Origin of the sequence: Streptomyces caatingaensis (assembly GCF_001187435.1) — a bacterium.
Classification (GTDB): Bacteria; Actinomycetota; Actinomycetes; order Streptomycetales; family Streptomycetaceae; genus Streptomyces; species Streptomyces caatingaensis.
Genome location: NZ_LFXA01000002.1, coordinates 331,575 through 358,079, shown reverse-complemented (window position 1 = coordinate 358,079; position 26,505 = coordinate 331,575). Strand labels below are relative to the sequence as shown.

Here is a 26,505-nt window from a genome sequence, read left to right as displayed (position 1 = left end):
CGGCGCCATCTCCCCCGCCATCGATACAACTCCCTCTTGCGGCCAGCCCTCTCAAGCAGGAGGAGGACCAGCGGCTTCGGCTGCTGCCTGGGCGTTGAGGATGACGAAGCTCACGTCGCGTTGCTGAAGTGCGGGGCTGGCGCGGTGAAGAGCCGTCCAGGGGTCGACAGCTGCCGGGATTCGGTGGGTACCCAATGCTGCGTCGTAGCAGAAACCCGCCTGCTCAAGAACGGAAGCCACGGCGCTGTCGTACGGACCGTCAACGATCCAGCCATGCTCCGGGTGCTCCCCGAAAAGGAGGGGACCGGAGGCATTGACGCACTCCTCGGCCGCCGGCCCTTGCGCCTCTGTCTTGGGCGTCCCGTCAGCTGGTGCATCCTGTGCAACCCCTGCGTCGGCCTCCTTCGGCTGATCCAGCAAGCGCGCCAACCGTCTCGAGCCAGAACCAGCGGTGCTCTGCTCAGCGAGCGCGGCAGCCGTAAGAACGCGGCGCAGCGCGTCCGGTCCCCGGTCGCCGAGATCGGCCTTGCGCGCGGCATAGACAAGCAGTTCGTCGAATCCCGAGGGACCATACCCGTCAAACCACTCGTCCAGGGTGAGCTCACCGCCGAAGTTGGCACGATAATCAGCCCTATCACGCCGCTGGACGGCAGCGATCACGTCCACCGCGTACTCGACCGCCGACGGGGAGACACCGTGGCGTTCGGCCTCGGCTCGCACGAGTTCCTGGCGAGCATTCTGATCCACTGCTCTCCTCCACGCTCTAACCGCGTCCCCGCACCCTCGAGCGCTAATGCACTCGGTCGTACGAGGCTCCTTCTGTCGGGGGTGCTTCGCATGGACCTGCACCCTTGACGCAGTCGGGCCGCCATGCAGATGACTGAGGAAGCAGGTTACATGGCATGGCCAGCGGTTTCATCGTCGCTCTGTCCAGGGAGCAGTTCGGCAAGTGACCAGGGGAGAACGGTGAGGTCGGTGACGGACTGGGGAAGCCGCGGATTACGGTCCAGCTGGTGCATTTTCTGCATCAGGGCGTAACCGTCCTCCGCCGTAACGAATCCCGATTTCACAGCCAGCTGCATGATGCCGAGTGTCTCCGCCGTCATGATGCCCTGCCCGATCGCATACTCCAGTGCGGATTTATCATCCGATATCCACCATGCACCGGCGAACTGGGGCCAATGTTGGATGATGTGGCAGGTCTCGGCCTCGCCGAGGTGCTGCAGGTTCCGGTCGGCTTGGCCGCCGAACACGGCCGTGCGGAGGTGGCCGACGCTCTCGCGGTCGTCCGGAGCCGTTACTCGGATGGCTTCGCCGAGCCAGCCTTGCTGTCTCAGGTCGTGCAGGGCAGGCAGCTTGTCAGCCGATTTGCGAGCCTCTCGCGCCACGGCCGCGGTCCACTTGCCGCGGCCGTCCAGGACCGCGCGGAGCAGGTCGAGGCATTCAACGGCGGCAAAGTTGCACAGGACGGTGTTGTCCGGAAACAGGATGTCGCTCATGCGGCACCGCCGTTGTCCTGTTCGGTCGCGAGCTGGCCTCTGAGCTCGTCAACATCCAGGCCGAGGAGGGACGCGTACGGACGCAGGGTCGCCTTGCCGGCCTCATAGGCGGCGCGCGTATCGCGTGCAAGGAGTCCGGGGAGCCGCTTCTTCTCCGAGGCCGCGACTCGCCGGTCGAGTTCCTCTGCGCGGTCGGCGACGGCGGCTGCCTCGCGGACGGTCATGCGCTTGTAGTAGTCGCAGGCGCCAGCGTCGATCACGCGCAGCTTGAGCAGTCTGTAGGCCAGGGTCTCAGGGCTGACCATGAAATCGCAGCACAGCGTGCCAAAGCTTTCCCTGGTCAGTCTCGCTGCGCCGACCGCTTCGCGCAGGCTTTGCTCGGGCAGCAGGAAGACGGAGGCGAAGGCGTTGGCTCGCTGCTCGCTCGGATCTTTCTTCTGGGCCCGGTCGAAGATGTCGCGATCGAGGTGGACGTCCTGGTCGTCGTCGGCGAGGAGGTGCCCGAGCTCGTGGGCGAGGGTGAAGCGCTGACGTGCCGGGTTTGATGTCGTGCCCAGGAGGATGAGCTTGGCACCTTGGCCCATAGCAGCGAGACCGTCGAAGCCGTCGCCCAACGGCTCGACAGCCACGTCAGCACCGAAGACCGCCTCGATCTGTTCCGGCAGGCCGTCTTGAGTCACAGACCACCCCTGGCTCTCCACCGCCCTCAGAGCTGATTTCGCCAGCGCCTCTCCCTGGGCGGCGTAGCCATTGCCGGAACGCGCTGTCGAGGAGACGGACTGCCAGGGCTGCGGATAGCCGAGCTTGTCCAGGTCGGCGCGCCGGGCCATGTAGTCCCGGGCGGCTGCCAGTGCTTCGGCTGCCCTTCCCGTAGTTGTTCTCGCTGCCACGGCCAGTGGGGGCTCGGCTCCCGTGAGCAGCCAGTCCATGGAGACATGGAATTCATCGGCAATGACCGCAAGGTCGACGGTTGAGAAGGGGCTCGTGCCGCTGAGGCACTCAGTGAGCTGCTCGGCGTCGAGGTCGGCCTGGTCGGCGAAGTCGTGGAGGCTGAGGCCCGACTGATCGATCAGGCTTCTCACGCGATCGGAGATGCTGGACACCCGTGGACAGTAGTCCGCCGTCTGCACAGTTCACAAGGCGCGCCGCCGACGATCTCCCAGGTCGGATCGGGCCCCGGCTACGACTCGGTGCAGCAGGCGACGGTCTGACCCTATCTGGCCATCGCCTGCTCATACAGGGTGCCTTCCGTCTCGCTCATCTCGCGCTCGACGGTCTCGGTGAGGGCCGGGTTATCGATGAGGACGCCGAATTCGACGTTGTTGTTCTCCGCACTCCACGAGAAGTTGGCGCTGGTCACCAGGAGAAGGTGATGGTCGATGGCGAGAAATTTGGCGTGGTTTCGTACATAGGTTCCGTCGAAGGTCTTGGTCCGCCACACCGCGGCGGGCCTCAGGTGCGCAGCCACCTCTGTGGTGGTGGGAACCCTGAACGCCGCGCTGTCGTCTGCGGCCCTGGTGTCGAGATAGACCCGTACGGAGACCTCGGCGCGCCGGGCCGCTCTCTGCAGGGCAGTCCACAGGCTGGATGTGCGCTGGAAGTTGAAGGTGGAGCAGGTCACCGCATGGCGTGCGTTGTCGACGAGGTAAGGCACGGATGTGGTGAGCGGCCCGCTCTGGGCCAGGTGCCCGGGCATGGTCCACAGCGGGGTGAGGGTGGTGGGCAGCGTCCGCGCCCCTTCCACCGCGCGCAGGAGGGCTATGTGCTGGATCGCTGCCCCGGGTCCGTCGGCGATCGCCTCCAGGAGCCTCCTTGCCTCCTCGCGTTGGCCGGGGGCGACGGCCTTGAGCGCGGCGGTGAGGGTGTCGCCGTCGGCGAGCCGGTCGGCGACACCCTTGGCCTCGCTCCGGGTGAGGAGTCGGCCCAGGCGCAGGGCAGCCTGGGCGTCACTCATGGGCCGAGAAGTACCCGAGGCCGCTTCCGGGCAGGTCGATCAGGAAGCGGCGGTCGAGGAAGCGGTTGGCCCGCTCGCAGGAGGTCTCCGAGGCCATGACGCAGCAGTGGCAGGCTGCGCCGTGCAGGAAGTCCTCGGGAGTCTTGGGGGTGCGCATGGAACAGATGGGGTCCGAGGAACAACGCCGTGCTTTGCGGAGAGCGCTCGCGACGACGCGCTGGAGCCGGTTGGGTTCGCTGAGCTGGACCAGGCCGCCGAGGGTGCCGTCGCTGTCGGACGCGGTGGTGCAGATGAGCAGGCCCGCCGCGGGCTCCCGTCCCTCGGCAGCGGGCCAGGCGTAGAGGCGTTCGCTGAGGCTGGCCGCCGAGTATCCGCAGGTGAGAGCGAGCTCACGGATCAGGATGTGGGCGAAGGTGTGAATCATCCAGTAGCGCGGCGGCTTGAGCCGGCTGTCGGGGTCGACCTTGCTGGCCGTCTCGGAGAACCGCCGCTCGAAGTTCCTGCGGTGCGCCGCGCGGTGGGCCTGCCACAGGTCGGTGTCCAGTATGTGCTTCTCCCAGGCCGCGACGGAGTCCTCGTCGAGCTGGAGGAAGATGCCTTCCCCGCGGTCCTCGGTCGCCACGGTCCAGGCCGGTCGAGGGGTGCGTGTGAGGGGGACCAGGCGGCGCGGCAGGTCTCCGACGCGGTCCATGTCATCGATCCGGGTGAATCCGACGAGCGCGTTGACCTTGCGGAGCTTTTCTACGGCCAGGACTCTGGTGATCTCGGGCTGGAGCTGCTCGCCGCGTTGGCGTGTGGCCAGGGAGAGCCCGCTCTTGGGGTCTTCGACGCGTGTGCCGAGGATGTCGAGCAGCAGGTAGCGCCATTCGGGCACCAGCAGGTCGACGGGGTCCCAGTCGCGCATCTTCTCTGCCTGCTCCTCCGGCGTGGCCGGCGGAACGCAGGCGGCTTCAACGGCCGCCTCCAGCTCGTGGTCGGACAGGCCGGTGACGTCGACCCGGCCGTCCAATAGGTCCCGGATCATGTCGAGATGCTGCCGGTACTTGCTCAGCTTGTCGCCGAGCGTGGTGCGGATCCGGTCGGCGAGGTCGCTGGCCTTCTCCTGCTGGGACTCCGGCATGACGATGATCGACTGAGTGGCGGGGAACCACAGGTTGGAGGCGCCGACCAGCATCAGCCGCGTCTCGTTCTTGCAGCCCCGCGGTTCGAAGGCGTCCAGGTGGGGGTGACGTCCCCGGCACTTCGGCAGCTTGGCCCTGCCGGCCTCGCCCTGGGCCTCGTTCATCGGCCGCTGCATTTCGCAGGCTGCGCAGTGGATGATGGCCGACGCGCCCTTACCAACGGTGCGGTCGACCATCTTCAGCGGCGGGACCTCGGCCTTGCTGCACCGTTGGCCTCGGTGGACCCACAGCTCGTACGGGAACTCGTCCAGGTGCCCGTCAACGCACGCCAACAGGTACCGGGCGGGCACAGCGGGGCGCCGCATCGGCTTGCGACTGCGATTGCCGGACCGCCCGGTGCATTTGGCGTGCTCGAAGGTCGCCAGGTCCGTCCGGAAGGGGTGGGTGTTCTTGTAGTCGAACTGCGAGAGCATCCCGAGCATGTCGCAGCCGGTGCAGCGCAGCCACTGGGGGAACACGCGCGCCGGGACGCCGAGGTCGTTGCCTTCGGCGGAGCGGCTGTTCTTCTTCGGCTGCCAGGGGTGCGGCCGCAGTTGCGCGTCGGGCGAGTACAGCATCGTCCGAACGACATCCCGCAGCCGCGGCGCGTGGATGGTCGGGGGCAGCGAGTCGCGTCGCCTCCAGATGGGTTCCCAGTCGTCCAGGCCCGTGGGCATGATCGTGAACTGCGGCAGGTCCATGATCGAGCCAGGGCCGTAGGTGTAGAGCAGGGAAGAGGGGCGGGCCGAACCGACCCTGGCGCGGTTGTGCTTGACCGCCTTCTCCGCTTCCTCCTGCAAGTCGCCGAGCGGGTCGACGGCTTTGGTCGCGTCGTAGACGAAGCGCGTCTGGTCGGTCATGCGTTCTCCTCCGGCATCACCCACTGGGGCGCGGTGACGGGTGCCACGTATACGAGTCGTTCCTTGATCGGGCTCACCAGGAGGTTGATCTCCGGCTGCACCTCACGCATCGAGTTGGCCACGATGAACGGCGGCGCGTCTCGGGTGTCGATGCCGGCCTTGGCGTTCTCCGCGCTCATCATGAGCGCGTCGTGCCGACTGTCGTCGACGATCTTCTCGTACACCAGCGATTTACGCAGCTCTTCGAGGTGCTTGCGGCGCTTGCCCCACTGGTCCAGCCGGTTTTCCAGCCGGTTCCGGGCACGCTCGGCCGCGTCCTCGTCGCCGGCCTGGGCGACCCGGCGCACCAGCGCCTCGATGAGCTCGACGGCGAAGTGCCGCTCGGCCTCGATCCGGGCCGCTCCGTCCTCCGGCGACAGGCCCTGGGGTCGTACGGCCTGCAGCACCCGGGCCGCGCTGACAAGTACGCCGTCAAGACCGCGCTCCAGCGAGGTCACCGAGAACGGCGTCACCGACAGCGCCTCGACCTGTGCGTAGAACGTTTCGTGATAATGCCGGAACTGCTCGAAGTGGGCGAGGTCGCGGGGCCGCGCCCAGTTGCCGAGCGCGACGACCAGGCCGGGCCGGGCCGCTTCACGGCCCACGCGCGAAGACGCCTGGATGTACTCGGCGGTGTTCTTCGGCTGGCCGACCACCAGCATCAGACCAAGCCGGGTCACGTCGACGCCCACCTGAAGCATGGAGGTCGCCAGTACCACGTCGTACGGGTTCACCTCCCGCTCCGTGGAGCGTGCCTTCGCCTCACGCAAGGTGCGCCGGTTCCGCTTGCCGGCGGTCGAGTCGAAGCCGGGGTCGAACGGCACCGCCATCTGATCGAGAGTGGCGGTGATGTCCGCACTGGCCACGCGGGAGGTGAGCTCGGCCACGTGCAGTGCGCCGAAGTTGGTGCCGCTGCGGCTGGGCAGCTTGGACCAGGGGCGGCGCTTGGCCAGCGCGGTCTGGATGTCGTCGCCCATGTATCGGGCCATACCGGCCAGTTCGCGCGTCGCGCTGAAGTAGCCGACCAGCGTCATGTACGGGTCGGCCGCCTTCCCCGAGCGGTCGAGCAACAGCTGCCCGCCCGCCATGAGGACCTCGGCCACACGGATCTCCGCCGTGGTCAGACGCACCCCGGTCGTGTTGATCCCGAGGTAGCGCCGGCCCGGCGCCTTCTCGGAGACCTCGACCTCCTTGGAGAAGAAGGTGTTGCCGGCATCCAGCACCTGTGGCGGGAAGATCGTCACGTACCGCCCGTACAGGGCCTTCACCTGGTCCGCTGCGTTACGGGCGGTCGCCGTGGAGGCGACCAACAGCGGGCGCACCGGGTGTCCGTCCTTGGTCCGCCAGCCGGTCATCACATCGACGGCCACCTCGAACAGGCCGACCGTCGTGCCGAGAGCACCGGTGATCAGGTGCAGCTCGTCCTGGATGATCAGGTCCGGGGGCCGCAGCCGGGTCGCGGGATGCACGGCAGCGGCCGGAAGGCCGTCCTTGCGCGGGTGCTTGCTGCCGTCCTTGATGTCGCAGTGCGGGTAATCGCGATGCACTAGGCCGTGCCGCTCGCAGCGCCGCGAGACGTACCCGAACAGCGACGCCGCCTCCCCTTCCCGCGCGAGCCGGGCGAACTTGTCCACCGTCGCGATCACGAAGGCGGGAGCGAGCCGGTAGATCTCTTCGTCGACGGTCAGAACCGGCAGTCCTTCGGCGACATCGCCACCGTCGGCGAAGGGACATTCGGCCAGCTCGTCGCCGCAGTAGACATAGACTCGGCGCAGTGTCTTGTCCGCCCGCACGTCCCGCGCCTCGATACGGGCACCACACCACGGGCAGCGCTGGATCTGGAGCACCGTCAGTCGGTAGCCGCGCCCCTGGTTCGCCTTCTGAAGCTGCGCCTCGGCCTCATCGTACCGCTTCGGGCTCACATCGGTACCGACCCACAGCCCGATCCGGAACGGCTCATCCCCCCACGTCGCCGGATCTTCCATGCGTGCCCGCTCCGCCGCACACACCAAGGTCGTGGCTCGCTGGAACTGCTGGGCAGTCAGCAGCCGTAGTGTGTACCGCATCAGCACGGCCACGCCGGACCGGCCATCCAGCGGTCCGTCGAACGCCTCCACCACACCCTGGCGACGCCTGATGGCGAATGTGTACGCGGCCAGACCCAGGTACGCCTCCGTCTTGCCACCACCGGTCGGGAAGAACAGCAGCTGCGCCTTGGCCAGATCGCCCGATCGCTTCTCAGCCACCGGATCCGACAGCAACGGCAGCTGCATCAGCACGAAGGCAAGCTGGAACGTACGCCACGAGTGCGCCCCGGCCCCCTTCTCCTCCAGGATCGCGTCGCGGGCGTGATCGAGACTTTCGCGGTTGTCCTCACTCTGGTTGGCGCGCCGCTGCGCGACCTGGGACTGGACACGCTGGTCGGCCATCACCCGGTTCATGAACCGGAAGCAACGCAACGCCTCCTCGTCGGCCAGCAGGAACTCCAGGCCCTCCGCGAGCTGGCGCTGCACCCGCCGCGCATCGGCGATCGCGTCAAGCCCCTCCGAGCGAAGATGCTCAGGCAGCTCACGGGCCCGCTCCTCCTCCGCATCCAGCCAGGCAGCGTAGCTCTCGACGATGGGCTCAAGGCCGGCGCGCAGCTCGGCGGCGTCGGCCGTCTCCAGCTTGCGCATGTCGAGCAGAGCTGTGCCGATCTCCTCGGCCGCGGTCTGCGGCGTCTCGCAGACCGGCAGCCAGGCCGTCCACACCTCGCTGGCCCGGCGCGCGCCCTCGGCCACCTGCCAGTCCACCGAACAGGTCCGCCCGACCGCGAACTCCAACCGGTTGCGGTACTGCAGCCGCAGGCGACGCAGCTCGTCGTCCGGCTCCTCACGCGTGTCAAGCAGCGCGTCGTTCACCGGCAGGAACACGGCCGCACCGTCGGCCGCCGAGACCGACAGCTTGGTCTGGTACAGCCACGCCTCAACCGGGATCTTCCGGGGGGTCTCCTTGTCATTGCACAACGCGATCTCGATCAGGCGGCAGCCGCGCTCGACGTCGTCGTAGCGGTCCACCCGGAGCACGACCTTGTCCTCCAGCACGAGCGTCGCCGTGTGGGAAGGCACCAGCTCGGAGACCTTGATCGACAGGCTGTACTCATGAGGCTTGCGCTGGTAACGGCGAAGGCGCGAGACGGGCTCTCCGCCCTCGCCCTGCTTCTCCTTCACCGGCTCGTACGTGCCCCACGAGGCAGTCACAGTGAACTCGTCGAGGTCGTCAGGTACCTGGCACCGCAGCCCCATCGACGCCGGGATTACCAGCCCGCGCTTCTGCGGCTGATCCTCGACCTCGTCCTCATCCGCTCCCGCGCTGCTCTCGTCCACCGCAGTCACGGGCACGCCCCGGCTCTCGGCGGCGTCCACGGCGTCACCGACGTCGGTCGCAGCGTCGTCGGAGTCCGCTTGCGTGGGGTCGTCACGGCCGTCCATGAGCCGGACAGGGGCGACACGGCCGACCAGATATGCCGCGTCCGGAGCACCCTCGAGGATCTCCTCGGGACCATCCGCCGGCCCGAGGAGTTCACGCTCCAGGACGTCGACAAGATTCTCGCGCACCGTCCAGGAACGCTCGTCCGGGTCACAGGCGAGGCGGTACGCCTGATCCTGCCGGGCAGCGAGCTGCTGCGGCTTGGGTGCGGTGGTCACTCGTCGCTCTCTTCCTCGTCACCTTCACTGTCGCTGTCCGGTAGTACAACATCCCCCCGGGCAGCAGCGCGACGGTGATTCTCCTCCAGCAGCCGGTCCAGGATCTCCACACGGGCTTCAGGACTCACCGTCCAGCGCTCCATCTGCCGGTAGGTGTGAAAGCCGTGATCGAGTGGGACATCGTCCCAGCCGTAGGCGGCCATGACAGCTCGGTCGAGCTCCACGTGGATCTCCCGCATACGGGCCACGTCCGAGTCGGCGGAGTTGGGAACGTCAGGATCGTTGACCATGTTGTAGAGCTTGGTCAGACCAAGTGGCCGGCGGAGCATGATCTCGCGACGCTCGCTGTCGAGGGCCTGCCCAACCGGCACCAGTGCCCTGGCGCCTCCAGGACGGGGGAAGGTAAGGAAGACATCCGATGGCGCATAGCGCGGATCGCTCCGCATACCAGACCCATACTTAATCGCCCAGGTCTGGTGCAATGCCGAAGATAGAACCGCCTGATCACTGTAGGAATCTGTCGCAAAGACAACGACAGCCTCGCTCGGAACCAAGTTGGTCGTCACCCTGAGCGGCATCACAGTTTTGCTCACCCGTGTGAGAACGAGCATCTCATCAAGCTCGGCGATGGCCTCCCTCATAGCGGGCGCCAATTCAGCAAACTGCCACCACCGTTCCCGCCGAGGCTTGCGCTTGTTCTTCGCACGCTCGGGCTTGACACGCTCCAGTAGGCGGGCATACGGCAATTGGTACTTTCTCGCTACCTCCTCTGAACGGTCGCTGAAATCGATCACCCATCGCGATGGCGAGCAATCCGGCCGGGAGTTGAGATCCTCGCCATTGAGATAGGGAAAGAGGACCTCCCTATTGCGGGGGTCGGCTTCGATCCAGGTGACGGCTTCATCAGGTTCGAGTACGAAGCCCATGCCCAGCACATAGCAGCCGATGTACGCGATCCCAGTGTTCTCAGCCAGCCGCGCCGGATCGCCGACCACCCGTCCGCCCGGTTCTAGCAGTGTAGAGATCCGCTTAACCTCGATGTCATCCGCGATCCGCGGCACCTCAGATACGACCACGTCGCGGCTCCCCCACACCGCCGCGTACTCCAGATTGGCACTTGCAGCTGGCCAAGATCGGCTCTGCACGGCCCGGGTGATCGTGAAACTCTGAGCGACCAGTTGGTCAAGTCCGACCTCCCGAGTGTCACCTTGAGCGACCGTGTTCGTCGCAATCAGCCCCAACCCGCCTCGGGACGAGAGCAGTTCGTAGGCACGCCGGAAGAAGTACGCAACAAGGTCGGCGCTCCCCTTCTGACCGTGGGCAAGGATGTTGACAAACCAGTCGCGGACATTGGTGCCCATCGTTCCGGTGAGCTTCTGCCCGCCGAGAAACGGCGGGTTGCCGACGATCGCATCGAACCCGCCACGTTCCATGACATCTGGCACGGCCAGTATCCAGTGAAGCGGCTTCCACCGCTCGTAGTCCGTAGAGACCGTAGGTGTGAGTCCTGCTTCCAGGATGCCGTCGAGCATTGCCCGGTTCGGCGCCTCTCTCTCCCCGGGGTGGGCGAGGTCGACAGCGATGCGCAGGTTCTCGTATGCCTCGCGCAGCTTCTTGCCCGGCTTGCCACCCAGCCTCAGCCCGGCGGCGATCACGCTGTCGGCGATGTCGGTGAGCTGGGCGACGTGCTCCTGGTAGGCGCGCCACTGGCGGCGCTTGGTGGCGGCCGAGCGCTGCGGATCCTTGTTGTCGACCTCAGTAGCGAGCTGACGGCGCAGGCGGGCAGCCTTTTTCAGGGTGCCGTCTATGTCGAGGTCGAGAATGCTGATCTGAGAACCTGCTACCGCTGGGTCAATATGGAGCTCACTCAATTGCCGTGCGTCGGTCAAGCCAAGGAGCGAATTGCCGTGTAGGACCTTGTCGTCAACGAACGAGAACGGCAGTTTGGGGTCGAGGGAGACCAGCCACAGCGACAACTTGCACATCTCCACGGCCATACCGTTGATGTCCGCGCCGTAAAGGCAAGTGGCTACGACCGTCCTTATGGCGTGGACGTGGAGGTCGTGCGGAGTCTGGCCGTGCGCGACGCCTTCACGCTGCCATGCCTCAACCAGCCGGTTAGCGAGGTACCGGGCCGCGGCGACGAGGAAGGCGCCCGACCCGCATGCGATGTCGGCGATCTTCAGGTCGAGGATCTCGTCGGAGGAGACCAGTCGCCAGGCGTCCTGATCGGCCGTCTGGTGGGGACCGGGTGAGTAGACGAGCGGTTCGAGGGCGTAGCGGACGACTTCTTCGGCAAGGTCGCGTGGCGTGTAGTGGGCGCCTGCCGAGGCTCGTGAGGGGGTTTCCACCAGGAGGACGCCGCCGGGTTCGACGACGAGGGGCCGGTTGCGCAGGTCGCGGCGGATGACGCCGATGAAGGGGCGCAGTCTCTCGCGCAGGTCTGCGTCGTCGGTGAGGTCGCGCAGGGCGATCTCGGTGTCGTCGAACGTGTCGCCTACCTTGAGGGCCTTGGCGAGGGCAGCTTTGGTGGGCGGCTTGGCAGCCGGCTGGTGCTGCTTGACCCAGGCGAGGATCGCGTCAGCCAGCGCGGTCTCGGTGCGCTTGGACTCGGCGAGGTTTTCGAGCGTGGCCAGGGGGATCTCGGGTTCGGAGCCGGCGCTGCCGGTGAGGCCGACGGTGACCTCGTCCACGTTCTCGCAGGAGTAGCCGAGCAGGCCCTCGTAGATGTAGCCGATCTGTTCGACGTCGATGTCGCGGAAGGAGATACGGCGTGCGCCGCCGGTCAGCTGGGCGATCTGGACGGCGCGCAGGACTTCGAGCATGACGCGGTCGCTGACCGTGATGGCCAGGATGCCCTGGGAGTCGCAAGCGGTGAGGAAGGGGAAACGGACGGGGTCGAAGAGGGATCCGCCGTACTCGGGCAGGCGCAGGTCCTCAAAGGTGGCGCCCTGGTAGAGGGCCTGGGAGGTGGCCAGGAGGCGGTGCCAGGTGAGAGAGGTGGCGTCGAGTGCCTGGTCGCCTTCTTCGTTCTGCCGGGCGTCGAGCTGGTCGAGTTCGTCGCTGACGCCGTAGCCCATCGCGAACAGCTGGTTTTCGGGGAGCAGGCCGCGTTCCTCGGCGAAGAGGAGGAAGACGACGCGCATCATGACGGTGACGGCGGCCTCGTAGACCTCGCCGCGCCGGGCCGGGAGGGGGTCGGGTTCGCCGCGTCGTACTGCGTCCAGGCCGCCCTCTGACAGGGCTTGGACGATGAGTTCGACGGCGCGGCGGACCTGGGTGCCGAGCGCTTCGGTGATCTTCTCGGCGGCGGTGACGGACTCGCCGAACAGTTCGGTGAGCCGATCCGCGGCCTTGCCGCCGATCAGCCGGCGGCGCTGGAGGAGTTCGATGAAGGCGTTGCGGGTGGCGGGTTCTTCGATCCAGGTCTGGGCGTCCACAATGCCGGAGGCGACCATCGTCTGCGGGCGGGCGCTGACGATCGCCCACCAGCGGCCGTCGGTGACGACGCCGATGGGGACGCCGGAGGCGCGCAGCAATTCCTCCATGCGGTCGATGGGGCTGGCGGACCAGCCGTCGGTGAGCGGGTCGCGCAGGGAGTCGGCCGGGTCGGCGACGAGGACGAGCGCGCCCAGCTTCTCGCCGTGGACGAGAGCACCGTCGGCGCGGACGGTGACGGTGTAGTCGGGTGAGTGCACCTCGGCGACGACAGGGGTGGGGACGGTGTAGTCGGTGCCCCAGCGCAGGCCCTGTCGAAGGACGAGGTCCACCCAGCTGTCGCGGGCCTCGCGATAGAGGTCGAGGGCGGCCTCGTCGTCCCGGTGGGTGTCCCAGTGCTCCCACGCCTTCTCGAAGGCGGGTTTGGCGTCCTTGATGGTGGCGAGCGCGCGGGCGTCGGGCTGCGGGATGCCTTGGGGCCAGACCCGTTCGAGGGCGGGGACTGCGAGGAACGGGCCGTCGGCGTCTACCAGTTCGAGCCAGGCGCGGTGCAGGTCGGCAGCCGTCGGGGCGTACTTGCGGCTCATGCCTCAACCTTTCCGTTCTTCGCATCTTCCGGGGTCAGGGCGAACACGACGGCGGCGGCCGACACGTAGGGCCGGATGTCGCTGTAACGTTCCCGGATCGAGGCGATCTCGCGCTGCTCCTCGTCGTCCAGGCTCTCCAGACGGTCGTTCATGTGCTGCAGGTCCCGGCGGCGCTGCTTTTGCTGCTCGTCCGTGAACAGGAAGTTCTCCTCCTGGTCCCGGATTGCCTGCTCCAGCCGGTCGCGGGATTCACCCAGGTTGACCCGGAACGCGCCGAAGATCTCGCGGGCACGGGTGATGTCGGTCTCCTGGCGCCGTTGGAGTGCTTCAGTGACCTTCTCCTGGCGGCTTTCGCTCTTGCGTTCCATTGCCTTCAGCAGCCGGGTGCGCAGCCTGCCGCCGTCGTCGTTCCACAGGGCAGCGAGGGTGGTGCGTACTTGCTCGTCGGCGAGGATCAGGTTCTCGGAGTCCAGGGTCTCGTCCAGGACCTGCTCGACCTTGGACTCGGCGAGAGCCTGGCCACGCAGCCGGACGCCGGTGAGGAAGACCTCTTCGTGCAGCCGCAGACCGCCGCGGCCGACCAGGACGAGCCGGGAGACGGCGGCGACGCAGGACTCCTGAAGGCCGGGAGTGACGACGGCGGTGACCCGGTTGACGGGTGCGTCCACGCTGAACAGGGCGCTGCGCAGGGTGCGGGTGGCGCGCTGCATGAGGGCGTGGCCGAGGTGGATGTGTACGAGGTCGGTGCGTCCTCGCGCTGCCTTGTCGTCGAAGGTGATCGGCCGCAGGACGCCCGGCTCCAGGCGTGTGTCCAGGCCACGCAGGGCCATCTGCCAGGAGCGGCCCAGGTTCGGAACTTCGAAGACCTGGGCGTCGGTCCGATCGTCACCGAGCATGGCCAGCGGTGGCTGGGCGTCCAGGGCGAGGGCGGTGTCCACGGCCCGGCGGGCGTTGGCGGGTGTGAGGTGCATCGCCGCCTTGTGCGCGTCATAGGTCTGGGTCAGCTCGGTGAGCTGGCGGTTCAGCTCGATGCTGCCGGCCAGTGCCCCGTTCATGATCTCGTCGCCATCGTCCGGCGCGGTCGGTCGCGGTTTGCGTGCTGTACCGGCTGGGCTGAAGTGCTCTTGTACATCGGCGTCGATGATCGGGTTGATCTTGCCCAGGTCCTGGGTGGCCGTGCCGACCTTCTTGGCGATGATCCCCATGAACGCCAGGTCCGCCCCGTAGGTCGAGGAGGTGGCTTCGGGCATGAAGTGGTAGATCTCGGGGTTCTTCGTCTGCCCGTACCGGTCGATCCGGCCGATACGCTGCTCCAGGCGGGAGGGGTTGAACGGGATATCGAAGTTCACCAAACGGTGACAGTGCACCTGCAGGTCGATGCCCTCCCCCGCGGAGTCCGTGGCGAGCAGTACCCGCACCGGGTGCTTGTCGGGGCTCTCGGTGAACCGGGCGCGGATCCTCTCGCGCTCCTCCACCGGGGTCGAGCCCTGGATCGTCTCCAGCACGTCCCCATAGCCCCGCTGCCGCAGAACGCCGGCGATCCAGTCGAGCGTGGCCGCGTACTCGGTGAACACCACGACCCGCTCATTCGTCCAGTGCAGGCCATCCGATGTCCGACAGTGCGTGTTGAGGAAGGAGGTCAACGCCTCCAGCCGGGAGTCCGGCTTGTGCTCGTAACCCAGGCCCCACCCGACCAGTGCGGCGATCTCGTTGTCGGTGGCCGCGACCAGCGGGTCCGAGCCCTTGGAATGCCGCAGCGCAGTGAACTCGGGGTGCTCGGCCTCGCCCTCCTCTTCATCGGACTGTCCGCTGCCCATGACCTCGGTGTAGTACTCGGCCTCGTCCTCCATCTCCAGCTGACGATCGCCGGCCGCCGCCCCGTCGTACAGCTCCAGGGTCCGGGCAAACGACCACGGGCTGGACAAAAAACGCTTCTTCAGGAGCATCGAGACGATGTCGCCGCCCTTGCCTTTGCCATTCGCGCGGGCGCTCTCCGCGAGCAGCCCCACCAGCCGCTCGAACTGCTCCTGTTCGTCCGCGGAGGGCTTAAAGGGAATCGTCAACAGCTTGCGCGGCTTGAAGCCCTTGTCCGGCAGCTCGCTCTTCAGCCGCCGCACCCGCACCTCGTCCAGCGCCTTCCTGTCGATGCTGGCGCCACGGGTGAACCGGCGGCTGTCGATCATCTCCAGAAGGGCAGTGAACGACTCCGAGTAGCCGTTGTGCGGCGTCGCGCTCAAGAACAGCCGGTGCTCGCACGCCTCCGCCAACCTCTTCGTGGCCGTCGTACGGTTGCTGTCCACCGCGTACCCACGCTGTCCTGGAGCCGTCGTCGGGCTGGCTGGAGCCACATGGTGCGCCTCGTCGACCACCAGTACGTCGAAGGCGAAACGCCGAGCGGTGGAGGCGTGACGCACATCGGCCAGGACATCACGCAGCAGACGCTGCGCCCGCAGCGACGGCAGCCAGGCCATACTTACGATCACCCGCGGGAACAGCCGGAACGGGTTCGCGCTCAGCCCGTGACTGCGCCGCACCTTCGCCATCAGCTCGCTGTTGACGATGACGAAGTCGAGGCCGAATTTCTCCCGCATCTCGTCCTGCCACTTCAGCGACAGGCTCGGCGGGCAGACGATCACAGCGGTCCGCGCCCGGTGACGCAGCAGCAGCTCCTGTATGACCAGGCCGGCCTCGATGGTCTTGCCCAGACCGACGTCGTCGGCGAGCAGCAAGTTCGTGCGGGAGGACTGCAGCGCCCGGCGCAACGGCTCCAGCTGATACGCCTCGACGTTCGCACCACTCCGGAAAGGGGCCTGGTACGAGTTCGCGTCCGCCGACGTCACCGCACCCCACCGCACCGCGTCCACGAACGCGGCCAGCGTGTTCGGATCGTCGAACGCCTCCGGCCGCACGGTCTCCGGCAGCCCCTGGTCCGGGGCAACGGTGTGCCCGACCTCCAGCTCCCAGACCACCGTCAGCTCCTGGCCGAGCCGGTCCTCGTCCAGCGACTGCAGGCTCACCACGTGTGCCAGGCCCGGCTTCCCCTCGTCGGCAGGGCTCCGCGGCAGACCCTGCCGACGGACATCCGACACAGCCCAGGTGGAGCCCCGGACCTTCACCACCTGCCCAGGATCCGGAACCGGCGGCAGCGCTACCGTCCGCCTGGCGCCGCTCCCCACCCCCTGCGGATACTCCGTAGCGGTCGCCACCTGACGAGACTCCTTCATCAACGCGTCACACCCAGCCCCAGGGCCATCCCACCGGTACACTGCGCAACCACGAGGTCACAGGGATGGCCGACGCACCAGTATCCCCGATAGCGGGCACAACCCGCTCGAAGTCTCCACGATCAAGCCAATCCGCTTCCCGAAGCGGTCGACCAGGTCGAAGGCAGCATGCTTGATCCTCTCGAGGGCCCTGCCCTATCGGCGACCGCTGCCGGCCTGAGTGACGCAGATAACACCGCCTCTGCCCACTCACTGGCCTCAGTGAACACAAAATCGCAAGCTCAAGCGGTGCTCTACGCTGCGGTGCATGATTCGCGCTGTTGTGTTCGACGTCGGTGAGTGCCTCGTTGACGAGACCCGGGAGTACGGGACCTGGGCGGACTGGCTCGAGGTGCCTCGCCATACATTCGCTGCCATGTTCGGTGCCGTGATCGCACAGGGGCGGGACTATCGCGAGACCTTCCAGGTGTTCCGGCCGGGCTTCGATCTGACTGAGGAGCGGGAGAAGCGGGCCGCCGCGGGGAAGCCCGAGTGGTTCGGTGAGGGGGACCTCTACCCCGATGTGCGGCCGGCCCTCTCGGCTCTTCGCGAGGCCGGACTCTGGGTGGGTATCGCGGGTAACCAGACGGTCAGGGCCGGGGGGCTGCTGCGGGGCCTGGATCTGCCCGCGGACCTGATCGCCACCAGCGATGACTGGGGGGCCTCCAAGCCGGACGTGAAGTTCTTCGAGCACGTCATTGAAGCGACGCCCGCGGAGCCCGAGGAGATCTTGTACGTCGGCGACCGCTTGGACAACGACATCCGGCCCGCGGTTGCGGCCGGCCTCCGCACGGCTTTGATCCGACGCGGACCGTGGGGCACGATCCAGCAGCACGACCCGGACGCCGACCGCATCACCACCATGCGGATCGACTCTCTGTCCGAACTGCCTGAAAAGGTTGCCAAGTTCAACGCTGGAGTGCGTTGACCGTCGTTCCCCAGTCATAGAGGCGGTCGTCGAGGTCACGAACGCACTGCTCGTTCTGCCAGGGTGCGAGCGAGCGGCGCACATCCCGTACGCGGTCCATGCCGGTCGCGTACGGGGTGATCGCCAGCTGGTCGAGAGCTCGCAGCGCGTAGTGGCATGCCTGCTGCGGATTTCCGTCGGCAGCTTCGACTGCGGCGAGGTCGCCGAGGACGACCGACCGCTGCTTGTCTGACTCCGGGGGTAGTCCGTCCAGGACGTGAAGCAGCGTGGTCCGGGCTTGGGGGATGTGTCCAGCCTTGAGCTGTGTGTTGCCCTTGAAGGCGGCCAGGCGCACCGCGATGAACCAATCCATCCATTCGGGCGTCGTGTGCTCCGAGCCGGCGGCGAGGGTGTCCTCGGCGTGGATGATCAGGTTGAGGGCCGCGCGGGTGTCCCCGCATCGGGTTTCGCATTCTGCCTCGACCGCGTCCAGCCATGCCCAGAACTCAGCGGAAGCGGTTCCGCGTCGGGCGTAGGTCCGTGCGGCCGCCATCCGCTCGACGGCTCCGTTGCGGTTTCCCGCCCAGCCCGGGATGAAGGCCGTGTGCGCGAGAATGGCTGAGCCAAGCAGTGAGTCGTCCGCCTCCCCCGCGGCTTGCAGGGCACGAAGGAGCGTTTCGCTCGCCCGTTCCGGCTGTTGGAGATCAAAGAACTCGATGCGTCCTGCCAGGAGGTAGGACTCGGCGAGCGCGGCGGCAAGTATACGGCGCCCAGGATCCGCTATTTCGGGCAGAAGTGAGCAGCCAAGCCTCGTGTGTTCCAGTATCGCTGGGTGAAGCGTCGCCGGTGCGACCGACCAGTACATGCGGCGGTGAGAGCGCGTTACCGCCTCAAAGTCCCTGCCAATGCTGGCAGGTTGCGACACGAGCGGGACCTGTGAGGGGACGGTGGCGAGCCTGGTGCCGACTCTCGTCTTAGCGGTGGCCGTCTGGCCAGCAGGCGCCACCGAGGTGCTTTCGGCTCCCCACGGCGGGGTGAAGCCGAGTTCTTCCATGCTCTGGCCCAGGAGCTGAGTCAGAACCCGTCGGATGTCGGGGTGCGGCCAGGGCGGTGTACGCGACTCCCAACGCCGTACCTGCCGGACGCCGACAGTGAGGCCACGTATCCCAAGGCGCGATGCGGTCCTGGTGATGACGTCGGCGAGAGCCTGTTGCGAGTTGTACCCGGCAGCGACACGAGCTGCTTTGAGTCGGGTGTTACCTGCAGGGCGGGACATGGGTACCTCCGGGCTTGGCGCTTGCCTGAGAGTTCCACTGTAAGTCCCTGATCAGGCAACAAATAGTCCCTACAGGAGCGATAAGGACCTACATAAGTCCTCTTGACGTCCTCTTAAAGTCCTCGAAACGGCCCTCCCTGACGTCCACCATGGCACGGCACCACTGATCACTCAGTGGCGCCGCATCTGCTGACGCCCGCGCACCTCAACTCGCACCCCGCGAAATCGGAGTTCGGCATGTCGCGCACGACCACGACGTTCGGTAACAGCCACCGCGTCATCGAGCCAGGCGTTGCCGGACCAGGAACGCCGCTGCGCGGCTCGCCCACCGGCTGCACGCGGAGACCGGTGACCACGCCGAAGCACATCGGTCAGGACCACCGGCGGCAGCGCCGCTATGCCCGTTCCCGCTGCCGAGCCCACCAACGCAAAGGTGATCAGCTTTGCTGCAGGTATTGAACAGCTTCGGCAACCTAAGTACTACCGGCACGGCCTGCATCCCGATGCCATGACCCCAGCACTGCCGAGCCAGGGCACCTGCTGGCTCTTCCCTTGATCGCTTCACGAAGGAGTGGATGACCGTGCGGACGCTACCAGCCACCAAGGCGTTTCCGGTGGAAGAAGGAGTGCGACTCTGCGGTCGATGCGAGGGCCGCTTGAGCAGGTACAACCGGGAGAACTACTGCAACCGATGCCTCCGTCACCTGTACGAAGCGGAGCTTGCCCGACCTTTCGTTCCCCCGCACGTCTGGCAGTTACCGGACGTGCAACGCTCCCTCATAGACCGGAACTTCGGGCGTCTCTGCCTGCTCATTCGCAAGCATGGCGAACTCCGACAGGAAGACGTGGCCGCACTGACCGGGCTGAGCCAGGCGTTCCTATCGATGCTCGAGGCAGGCGTGCGCCGACTCACGAACATCGACAAAATCGTCCAGCTACTTGACGGACTGCAGGCGCCGATGGAGCTTACCGGCCCCATGCTTCGCTCGCCGGCAGCGGACGAGGCCGCGCATCAAAGCGCACGCAACAGGCCGACGAGGTCGCGACCCATGGCAACGGTGCACGCGACGAGGCTGTCACCAGAGTTCTACACTCCCGATCATGGCGCGGAACCCTGTTGAGCTAGCGATCTCCGACTGTGACGGCGCGAAGAGCAGAGGACTATCGCGTTCCCGACCCCGACGAAGATCTGTCAGAACCGCCACAAGGCGACGTGGATTCTTCTGAGGCGCGCAACATCGGACCTGTAAGCTCCATCGGCGCCTCAAGACCATCGAGCAGTCTGACGATCTTGTCGATGTTCGTAAGCTTCCGCACACCCGCTTCAAGCATCGATAAGAAGGGCTGACTGAGGCCGGTCAGCCTGGCCATGTCCTCCTGCCGGAGCGACCCAAGCCGTCGAATCAAGAGGCATAAGGCCCCGAAGTCTCGCTCGGTAAGGGCCTGTTGCACCTCTTCGGCCTCCCATACGCGCTGAGGCACCGAGAGCATCCTTGCGCTTTCGCCCCCTTCTCGACGGCTGCACGCACTGCAGCGACGACCGCTGTTGTACCTGCTCAGTCGACATCCACACCCTTCACAACGGCGCACTTCCCCTGGAACCGCAAGCCCTTCAGCGGTACGTAGCGTCAACACGGACATCTGCTCCTTGGTGAACCGAAGCCGACTGGAGAGCCGGCGGGGCCCGACCCCGAGATAGATCATGAATCTCCGGGCTCGAGCGGTGTGGCAGGGCTTGAACATGAAACCGTGACGTCGGCGGCCGAGGTATCACTGCCGGCTACCAAAGCTCCTCACTCCGTGGCGACACGGTTTTTCAACATCTGCTTGCACACGCGCCCATGAGGGGCATCCCTTCGTTCACATCGGTGCGACGCTGTCGGCTGGCGCAGAGCCATAGGATCCGGGGGACCAGACGGGTGCGCCCCACAGCCCTGTGGGATCAGTCCAGTTGGGTGCCGCTGAGGCCGATGGATGCCACGATGCCGCGCTCGCGGATCCGGCCGCGGTGGATGTCAAGGCCGCGCGTCAGCGACCGGGACGCTTCGACCTCGGCCCCAGGCAACCGCAACGGACCTGCGAGCTTCGGTTTGCACCTTCGCGTGCCTGGAGGCATTGGACTCCCACGCCCAGGCTCAGTCGGCAGCACTTCGTGCAGCTGTCGCCAGACACACCGGCCTCGCTTCAGGGACGCCGCTGCCGCCAGCAGGTCATACCCGACCCGACGCCGTGGACAAGCGATCCCGCTACGTACCGGTGCACAGCGCGAGCCGAATCCCGCACTGCAGCTGGCGGTCCTGCAGTGGGGGCGGCCATGGGTGCGACAGCGCCGCCCCCTCACCGATAGCAGCGACTCAATCCGCCCCTACAACTCGACCGCCGGGCTCGCCAGCGGACTGTCGGTGCTTTCACCCATCGACGCCGTCAGGGGGGTCGGCTGTGGCGTCCCGGCCTCGCCCTCTCCCCTGCGGAGGACGAGAATCCGGGAATCGGGTGGCTGCCGACCTTGGGCATGGCACACCTCTTCCCACGGGCGTGAAGGCCGCACCCGCGAGTGAGTGCCGCCCACAGGAGCCCGATCTTCTGCACTTCCCCCACCCGTGTCAATCGATTGGAGAACGTTCCCCTAAAGACGCAGCTCAGTGATGCGAAGGATCGTCGCTAGGGTTCAACTATCGTGTATCTACGTGACGTTGGGGGGTGTTCGACCGCGCGACGCCTGGCCTAGGATGCGCCCATGTCCACTCCAAATCCGCACGCGTCGGCACCGTCGCCCCCGCCTGGGGAGCGGGACGCGGCACTGTTCGCCCAGCGGTTCAGGCGCCTGATCGACGTGGTGTATCCCGCCTCGTTGGGGCGGCCCTATACGGACACCGAGATCGCGAGGCAGACGGGTCTGTCCAACCAGTACGTCGGGAAGCTCCGCAAGGGGCAGTCCGTGCCGAGCCTGGCCAATGCCGGGCGTCTGGCCAAGCTGTTCGGTGTGTCGACGGACTACTTCCTCAACGCCTCGGACCATCCCACCGTGCGGTCCGTCGAACGCAACCTGCGGATGATCGAGGACCACCGCGCCGGCAGGGCACAGCGGGTCGAGCACCGGGCCGCCGGACGCGAGGCGGGAGGCGAAGACGCTGTCGACCTGCTCGACGACGACGAAGTGCGGCAGATCGCCGAGGGAGCTGCGGAACTTCCGCCGGCCATGAGGGGCCCGGTACGCGCTGTCATCGACCAGCTTCGCAAGGCCATCGGATTAGGGGCTGACAGCGGGCCTGGTCGCACATGAGCGAGGGACCGATCAATACTCCAGCCATTGTCCTGCTGGCAGTTGGCGGAGCGGGGAGGACGAGGTGAGGGCGGTCGGTCCGGCGGCCCTGGGCGCGCCGAAGGGCGCCGCCAGCCTGCCCACGTTGTCGCACGACTCCGTATGCCCGGCGGCCAGCCGGTTAGGGGGATCATCATGCTCGTTCAGCCAGGAGGACGTCCGTGAGTGCGGCAGACATGCCCCTGGGTCATGTGGCAATCCGCTGGCGGCTCCCTGAAGGACAGGAGAATGCCCTCGTGGGCTTACGACGCGCCCGACGCGAGTGCCGAGCCCTGTTGGAGAAGGCGAACCTGCCTCCGTATTCCACCGTCCAAGAGTTATGCGAACGACTCGGTGTGCAGCGGGGACGTCCCATCGTGCTCATCGCCAGGGAAATGACCCACGGGCAGAGATCCGGACAATTCGAGCAGCATCTGACCGAAGACCGGATCTATTACCCGCAACACACCAGCACAGCCCACCAGGCACACATTATCTGCCACGAGATAGCGCATCTCCTCCTCGCGCATATCCCCGAACTCGACGCCCTGGACCCGGAGGTCGTCCGTCTGGTCCTGGGTCGCTCCCACTACGCCGACCCAGCCGAGGAGCAGGCCGAGGTGCTCGGCACCCTGCTCTGGCAGCAACTCAACCTGGCGCCTGCAGAGCCGACGAATGCCGCAGTGGTCACCTCATTGGAGCACCGCCGGAGCCGCCATGTCTGACATCATTTTCAGTTATCTCTGTCTGTTTCTGAGCATCCTGCTGTGCGTGCTGGCCGGCTTCAAACTCCGGGCCTGGCGCCGTCAACGCGGCCCGGCGCTGCTCGTCATGGGGATAGCAGCGCTGGTCTCGGCCCTCTCCTTCCTCTGCGCGGCACCCGCGATCGCCCACCTCATCAATCGAGTGTCCGGCATCGGCCCATTCAGCGTGCTGCTCGCCTACGTCGGCAGAATGCTGTTCAGCGCCTGCGCCATCACGCTCGTACTGCTCTGGTCACCACCCTCCCGGCGCCCAGCCAGCCGTGAGGTGTGGGCCGTGCCCTACGCCGCAGTGCGATCCGAGGTGCGGCGCAAAGTCGTGTGGGTCTACGGCTTGATCATCCCGGCCATGGCGGTGCTGTTCGCGGTCTTCGGCCCGGGCATGGACACCTCCGTGGCATTGGACACCACCTACGCGCACCGTCCTCCGGTCCTTGCTTTCCTGCTGATCTACCAGGCGGGATTCGGCTGGGCACTGTGGCAATTGGGTCGAATTTCCTGGAAACACGCCGCTGACCTACCCGCGCCTGGCCTGCTGCGCCGGACCTTGCGGCGTTTGACCATCGGGTGCGCGCTGATCGGCGGCTACAGCCTCAGCAAGACCGTCGCGATCACTGCCGCGGCAGCAGACCACCATGCCCTGGACTGGCTGGGGTCGATCGTCGGCCCTCTTTCGGGCTGCGTCGGTTGTCTGGTCCTCGCCTCCGGCTGGGCGGGCGCTGCGGTCGCCACCTGGCGTCATCGGCGAGCCGACTACCGCGCCCTGCATCCACTGTGGATGACCGCCATGCAGGTCGACGGGCGCCTGGCGCTGGACAACCCACTGCGGCCGTGGGCTGAGCGGCTGGCCACCCGGGATCTGGAGTGGCGCATCACCCGCCGCACCCGGGAGATTCGCGACGGGCAGCTTGCTCTGCGCCCGTGGGTCCCTGCGGACGTCGTTGAGGTCGCCCGCCGCCGTGCAGCAGAGCACGACAGCCTGGAACCGGAAGAACGGGAGGCTGCGATCGCCGCCGCGGCCTTCGCCGGCGGTGTGCGCGCCCTGCGCACTCGGCAGCGCCCGGCCCGGCACTCCGAGCACACGCCCGGCACGGACGTCGCCCCAGGAGACGAGCGCCGTCATCTGGTCCTGGTCTCCCGGCACCTCCAGGGGCCTTTCGTGGCCCAAGTTCTGGCCGAGACCGCCTGAACGACTGAGACCACAGGGGGAACAGAGTGAAGCCCGTATCCGACGCAGAAACAACCTTGTCGCAAGCAGAATCCGTATATCGACGTCTCGCTTTCCATGACTTCAGCGAGGATCTCGCGTTCGGCCTCAATATCGGCTTCTACCGTACATTTGCTGTGCCCGAAATCGCGCAGCTCCTGGCCTCGACAAGGAAGATGACGGGCCAGACGGAGCTGCGCGCCAAGACGACTGGCCAGATGATGTACCGGCTCTTCCGCGATGGGCTCGACAGCGAGCTGGGTACTCAGACCGTGGCCGCCCTCAACCGCATCCATGCCCGCTGGCAAATCACCAACGACGAGTTCCTCTATGTCCTGGCCTGCTTCGACGTCGCCCCGATGCGCTGGTGCGACACCTACGCCTGGCGGCCCACAACTACAGGGGAGAAGGACGCCTCCCACGTCTTCTACCTCGCCCTGGCCGAACGCATGGGCATCCACAAGGTCCCGCCGACGTGGGGCGGGTTCGCAACCTGGATGGACCGCTACGAACAGAGCCGGTTCAACCGCACCGCGGAGGCCGCCGAGCTGTGGGCCGCCACCCGCAGTATTCTCACCAACCGCTTCCCCACCGTCCTCGGCCCCCTGGTCCGCGCCGCCGCGGACGCGCTCCTCGACGAGCCGCTCCGCTGCGCCTTCGGAGCCCGCCGCCCACCTGCTCTTGTACATGCACTGGCCTCCGGGGGCATGCGGCTGCGAGCCCGGCGCATCGGCCGTTCCCACGCTGATCCCGGCTACCGCCCGGTCCTGCCCCCTGCCGTGCGCGATCTCGGGTGATCAGATCTCCCGCCTGACAACGCGATGTGTGGGCGGGACTTGGACATGACACCGTAGGCATCGACGATCGACTATCACCGCCGGCCACCGCCACCGCTCGCTCCGTGACGACATGACTTTTCAACATCTGCTTGCACACGGGTTCATGAGGGGCAGACTTATGGTCTTGATCATGGCAAGGGATGGGCAGGCGGTAACGGACATGGCAAAGCGCCGTGCGGGATGGCGCCCGGACAGGCTCCGTGAGATGCGCGAGGCGCACGGGCTGACGCTGGAGAGAGCTGGGGAACGGCTGCGGGAGGTGGCCCGCGCTGCGGGCATCGCTGAGCCAGCAGCGAACTTCCAGACTCTGTGGCAGCACGAGCAGGGAGAGGTCTACCCCGGACCTCAATACCGACGGGCGTACTGCCTCCTCTACCGGGCTACGGAACCCGAGCTCGGCTTCCGTAACGCCCTGCCGGACGAAGCGACGCTCATGAAGCTCACGCCGTCGAGCGAGCCGTACAACGGCGCTCACGTACTGGCTGTTGAGCGCGCCTTGTCCCAGATCGCCCCAGGAACGACGGATTCCGATGGGCGGGGGGTGCAGCAGCGGATCATCGATGCGTGGAAGCGGCGCCACACCGGTGGAGACCCGAACCGGCCGACACTGCTTATGGTCGGCGGGTACGCAGGCAGTGGAAAATCGGAATTCTCACGCTTCATCTCCCAGCTCACCGGATGGCCTGTACTCGATAAGGACCCGATCACACGGCCACTCGTGGAGAGGCTACTTGTCGAGATGGGCAGTGACCCTCATGACCGGCATTCCACTCTTTACCGTGAACAAGTGCGCCCGCTGGAATACCAGTGCTTGCTGGAGACCGCGTACGCGAACGTCGACTGCTCCATCAGCACGGTGCTGACTGCACCCTTTGTCTCCGAGGTAACCGATGTCCGCTGGATAAGGCGCCTGACCAACCGATGCGAGGCACGAGGGGTCAGTGTCGCTGTCGTCTGGATCCAGTGTGACCTCGAGACCATGCACGAGTACATCAGCTTCCGATCGGCGGCTCGTGACAGCTGGAAACTACAGAACTGGGACGACTACGCAGCGACCATCAACTCGGAGCTCCGGCCTGCGGTACCCCACCTGATAGTGGACAACCGGCTGGGCGCGGCCATATCACTCACTGATCAAGTACGTCAGGTCTTCGGGACGGTGTTCTGATGAATCAAGGGATACTGCTGTACGGGCCGCCGGCCGCGGGGAAGGACACCGTTACCGACGAGCTCGCCGCGCTCGATCCGCGATACGTTCCCTTCACCCGTCTCAAGGTCGGGAGCGGAAACACCAAGGGATACAGGATGGGCACGCTTGAGCAGCTGGATGAGCTGGAGGCCCACGGCGATGTCCTCTACCGCAACGACCGCTACGGCAACACTTACGTCGTCGACCGGCCAGGCCTGGACGCGGTGATGAAAGACGGATGCGTCCCCATCCTGCACCTGGGCCAAGTAGCAGGCGTCGAGGCTGTCGCCTCGAACTACCCTGCGAGGTGGTCGCGCATCCTGTTGTGGTGCTCTCGCGACACCACAGCGCTGCGTTCCAAGGGACGGGGAGACGGCGATACGGATGCACGACTCATAGCCTGGGACGCGACCGACCTGGACCTCACCCACCACCAGTCCGCGTCGTGGCACCTCCGCGTGGACACCGAGGTTTGCTCACCGGCAGACGCAGCCCGGCAGATTGACCACCTGGTCCGCACTTCAGCGTGACAGACAGGG

Annotated in this window: 18 protein-coding genes; 8 read left to right on the top strand and 10 right to left on the bottom strand. The window is 66.6% G+C overall.

Going from position 1 to position 26,505, the window contains the following annotated elements; all coding sequences use genetic code 11:
* Nucleotides 1–51: 51 nt before the first annotated feature.
* From AC230_RS02350 to drmD, 8 genes are all read right to left on the bottom strand, one after another.
* Nucleotides 52–747, bottom strand: a complete 696-nt coding sequence (locus AC230_RS02350) for a hypothetical protein (RefSeq protein WP_049714235.1) — start codon at nucleotides 745–747, stop codon at nucleotides 52–54.
* Nucleotides 748–893: 146 nt separating this feature from the next.
* Complete coding sequence (locus AC230_RS02345; RefSeq protein ID WP_198535391.1) at nucleotides 894–1,499, bottom strand: PIN domain-containing protein; 606 nt, start codon at nucleotides 1,497–1,499, stop codon at nucleotides 894–896.
* Nucleotides 1,496–2,602: an XRE family transcriptional regulator gene (locus tag AC230_RS34200; RefSeq protein WP_198535390.1), complete on the bottom strand. Its 1,107-nt coding sequence runs from the start codon at nucleotides 2,600–2,602 to the stop codon at nucleotides 1,496–1,498. Before AC230_RS34200 ends, AC230_RS02345 begins: the two co-directional genes overlap by 4 nt.
* A gap of 110 nt (nucleotides 2,603–2,712) precedes the next feature.
* Nucleotides 2,713–3,453, bottom strand: a complete 741-nt coding sequence (gene drmC / locus AC230_RS02335) for a DISARM system phospholipase D-like protein DrmC (RefSeq protein ID WP_049714233.1) — start codon at nucleotides 3,451–3,453, stop codon at nucleotides 2,713–2,715.
* Nucleotides 3,446–5,473, bottom strand: a complete 2,028-nt coding sequence (gene drmB, locus AC230_RS02330) for a DUF1998 domain-containing protein (RefSeq protein ID WP_049714232.1) — start codon at nucleotides 5,471–5,473, stop codon at nucleotides 3,446–3,448. Before drmB ends, drmC begins: the two co-directional genes overlap by 8 nt.
* Entirely contained in the window at nucleotides 5,470–9,198 is a 3,729-nt protein-coding gene (drmA, locus tag AC230_RS02325; RefSeq protein ID WP_049714231.1) for a DISARM system helicase DrmA, read from the bottom strand. The genes drmB and drmA overlap by 4 nt, the downstream gene beginning before the upstream one ends.
* Nucleotides 9,195–13,223, bottom strand: coding sequence for an Eco57I restriction-modification methylase domain-containing protein (locus AC230_RS02320; RefSeq protein ID WP_049714230.1), 4,029 nt, complete (start codon nucleotides 13,221–13,223; stop codon nucleotides 9,195–9,197). Before AC230_RS02320 ends, drmA begins: the two co-directional genes overlap by 4 nt.
* Complete coding sequence (gene drmD, locus AC230_RS02315; protein ID WP_078870896.1) at nucleotides 13,220–16,447, bottom strand: DISARM system SNF2-like helicase DrmD; 3,228 nt, start codon at nucleotides 16,445–16,447, stop codon at nucleotides 13,220–13,222. The genes AC230_RS02320 and drmD overlap by 4 nt, the downstream gene beginning before the upstream one ends.
* Nucleotides 16,448–16,754: 307 nt before the next feature.
* Here drmD and AC230_RS02310 point away from each other — a divergent pair, with 307 nt between their 5' ends.
* Nucleotides 16,755–17,414 (top strand): HAD family hydrolase, encoded by a 660-nt coding sequence (locus AC230_RS02310; RefSeq protein WP_049714228.1) that lies wholly within the window; start codon nucleotides 16,755–16,757, stop codon nucleotides 17,412–17,414.
* Here the strand turns inward: AC230_RS02310 and AC230_RS02305 are convergent.
* Complete coding sequence (locus AC230_RS02305) at nucleotides 17,395–18,669, bottom strand: NsdA family TPR-like regulatory protein (RefSeq protein WP_049714227.1); 1,275 nt, start codon at nucleotides 18,667–18,669, stop codon at nucleotides 17,395–17,397. The two genes, AC230_RS02310 and AC230_RS02305, sit on opposite strands and share 20 nt — an antisense overlap.
* 575 nt (nucleotides 18,670–19,244) lie before the next feature.
* Between AC230_RS02305 and AC230_RS33330 the strand changes: the two genes are divergently transcribed.
* Nucleotides 19,245–19,790, top strand: coding sequence for a helix-turn-helix domain-containing protein (locus tag AC230_RS33330; protein WP_241833043.1), 546 nt, complete (start codon nucleotides 19,245–19,247; stop codon nucleotides 19,788–19,790).
* 40 nt (nucleotides 19,791–19,830) lie between these two features.
* Here the strand turns inward: AC230_RS33330 and AC230_RS34610 are convergent, their stop codons facing one another.
* Entirely contained in the window at nucleotides 19,831–20,040 is a 210-nt protein-coding gene (locus AC230_RS34610; protein ID WP_241833042.1) for a helix-turn-helix domain-containing protein, read from the bottom strand.
* A 1,366-nt stretch (nucleotides 20,041–21,406) separates the two neighbouring features.
* On the opposite strand from AC230_RS34610, the gene AC230_RS02300 reads away from it, so the two are divergent.
* The 6 genes from AC230_RS02300 (at nucleotide 21,407) to AC230_RS02275 (ending at nucleotide 26,496) form a co-directional block, all read left to right on the top strand.
* Nucleotides 21,407–21,952, top strand: a complete 546-nt coding sequence (locus tag AC230_RS02300; RefSeq protein WP_049714226.1) for a helix-turn-helix domain-containing protein — start codon at nucleotides 21,407–21,409, stop codon at nucleotides 21,950–21,952.
* 395 nt (nucleotides 21,953–22,347) lie between these two features.
* Nucleotides 22,348–22,695: a hypothetical protein gene (locus AC230_RS02295; RefSeq protein WP_049714225.1), complete on the top strand. Its 348-nt coding sequence runs from the start codon at nucleotides 22,348–22,350 to the stop codon at nucleotides 22,693–22,695.
* Complete coding sequence (locus AC230_RS02290) at nucleotides 22,688–23,920, top strand: MAB_1171c family putative transporter (RefSeq protein WP_049714224.1); 1,233 nt, start codon at nucleotides 22,688–22,690, stop codon at nucleotides 23,918–23,920. The genes AC230_RS02295 and AC230_RS02290 overlap by 8 nt, the downstream gene beginning before the upstream one ends.
* Before the next feature lie 155 nt (nucleotides 23,921–24,075).
* Nucleotides 24,076–24,735 carry an oxygenase MpaB family protein gene (locus AC230_RS02285; protein ID WP_198535388.1) on the top strand — a complete coding sequence of 220 codons (660 nt, stop codon included), beginning with the start codon at nucleotides 24,076–24,078 and terminating at the stop codon, nucleotides 24,733–24,735.
* A 202-nt stretch (nucleotides 24,736–24,937) separates the two neighbouring features.
* Nucleotides 24,938–25,945 (top strand): AAA family ATPase, encoded by a 1,008-nt coding sequence (locus tag AC230_RS02280; RefSeq protein ID WP_049714952.1) that lies wholly within the window; start codon nucleotides 24,938–24,940, stop codon nucleotides 25,943–25,945.
* Nucleotides 25,945–26,496 carry a DEAD/DEAH box helicase family protein gene (locus AC230_RS02275; RefSeq protein ID WP_049714222.1) on the top strand — a complete coding sequence of 184 codons (552 nt, stop codon included), beginning with the start codon at nucleotides 25,945–25,947 and terminating at the stop codon, nucleotides 26,494–26,496. Before AC230_RS02280 ends, AC230_RS02275 begins: the two co-directional genes overlap by 1 nt.
* The last annotated feature ends 9 nt before the right edge of the window (nucleotides 26,497–26,505 follow it).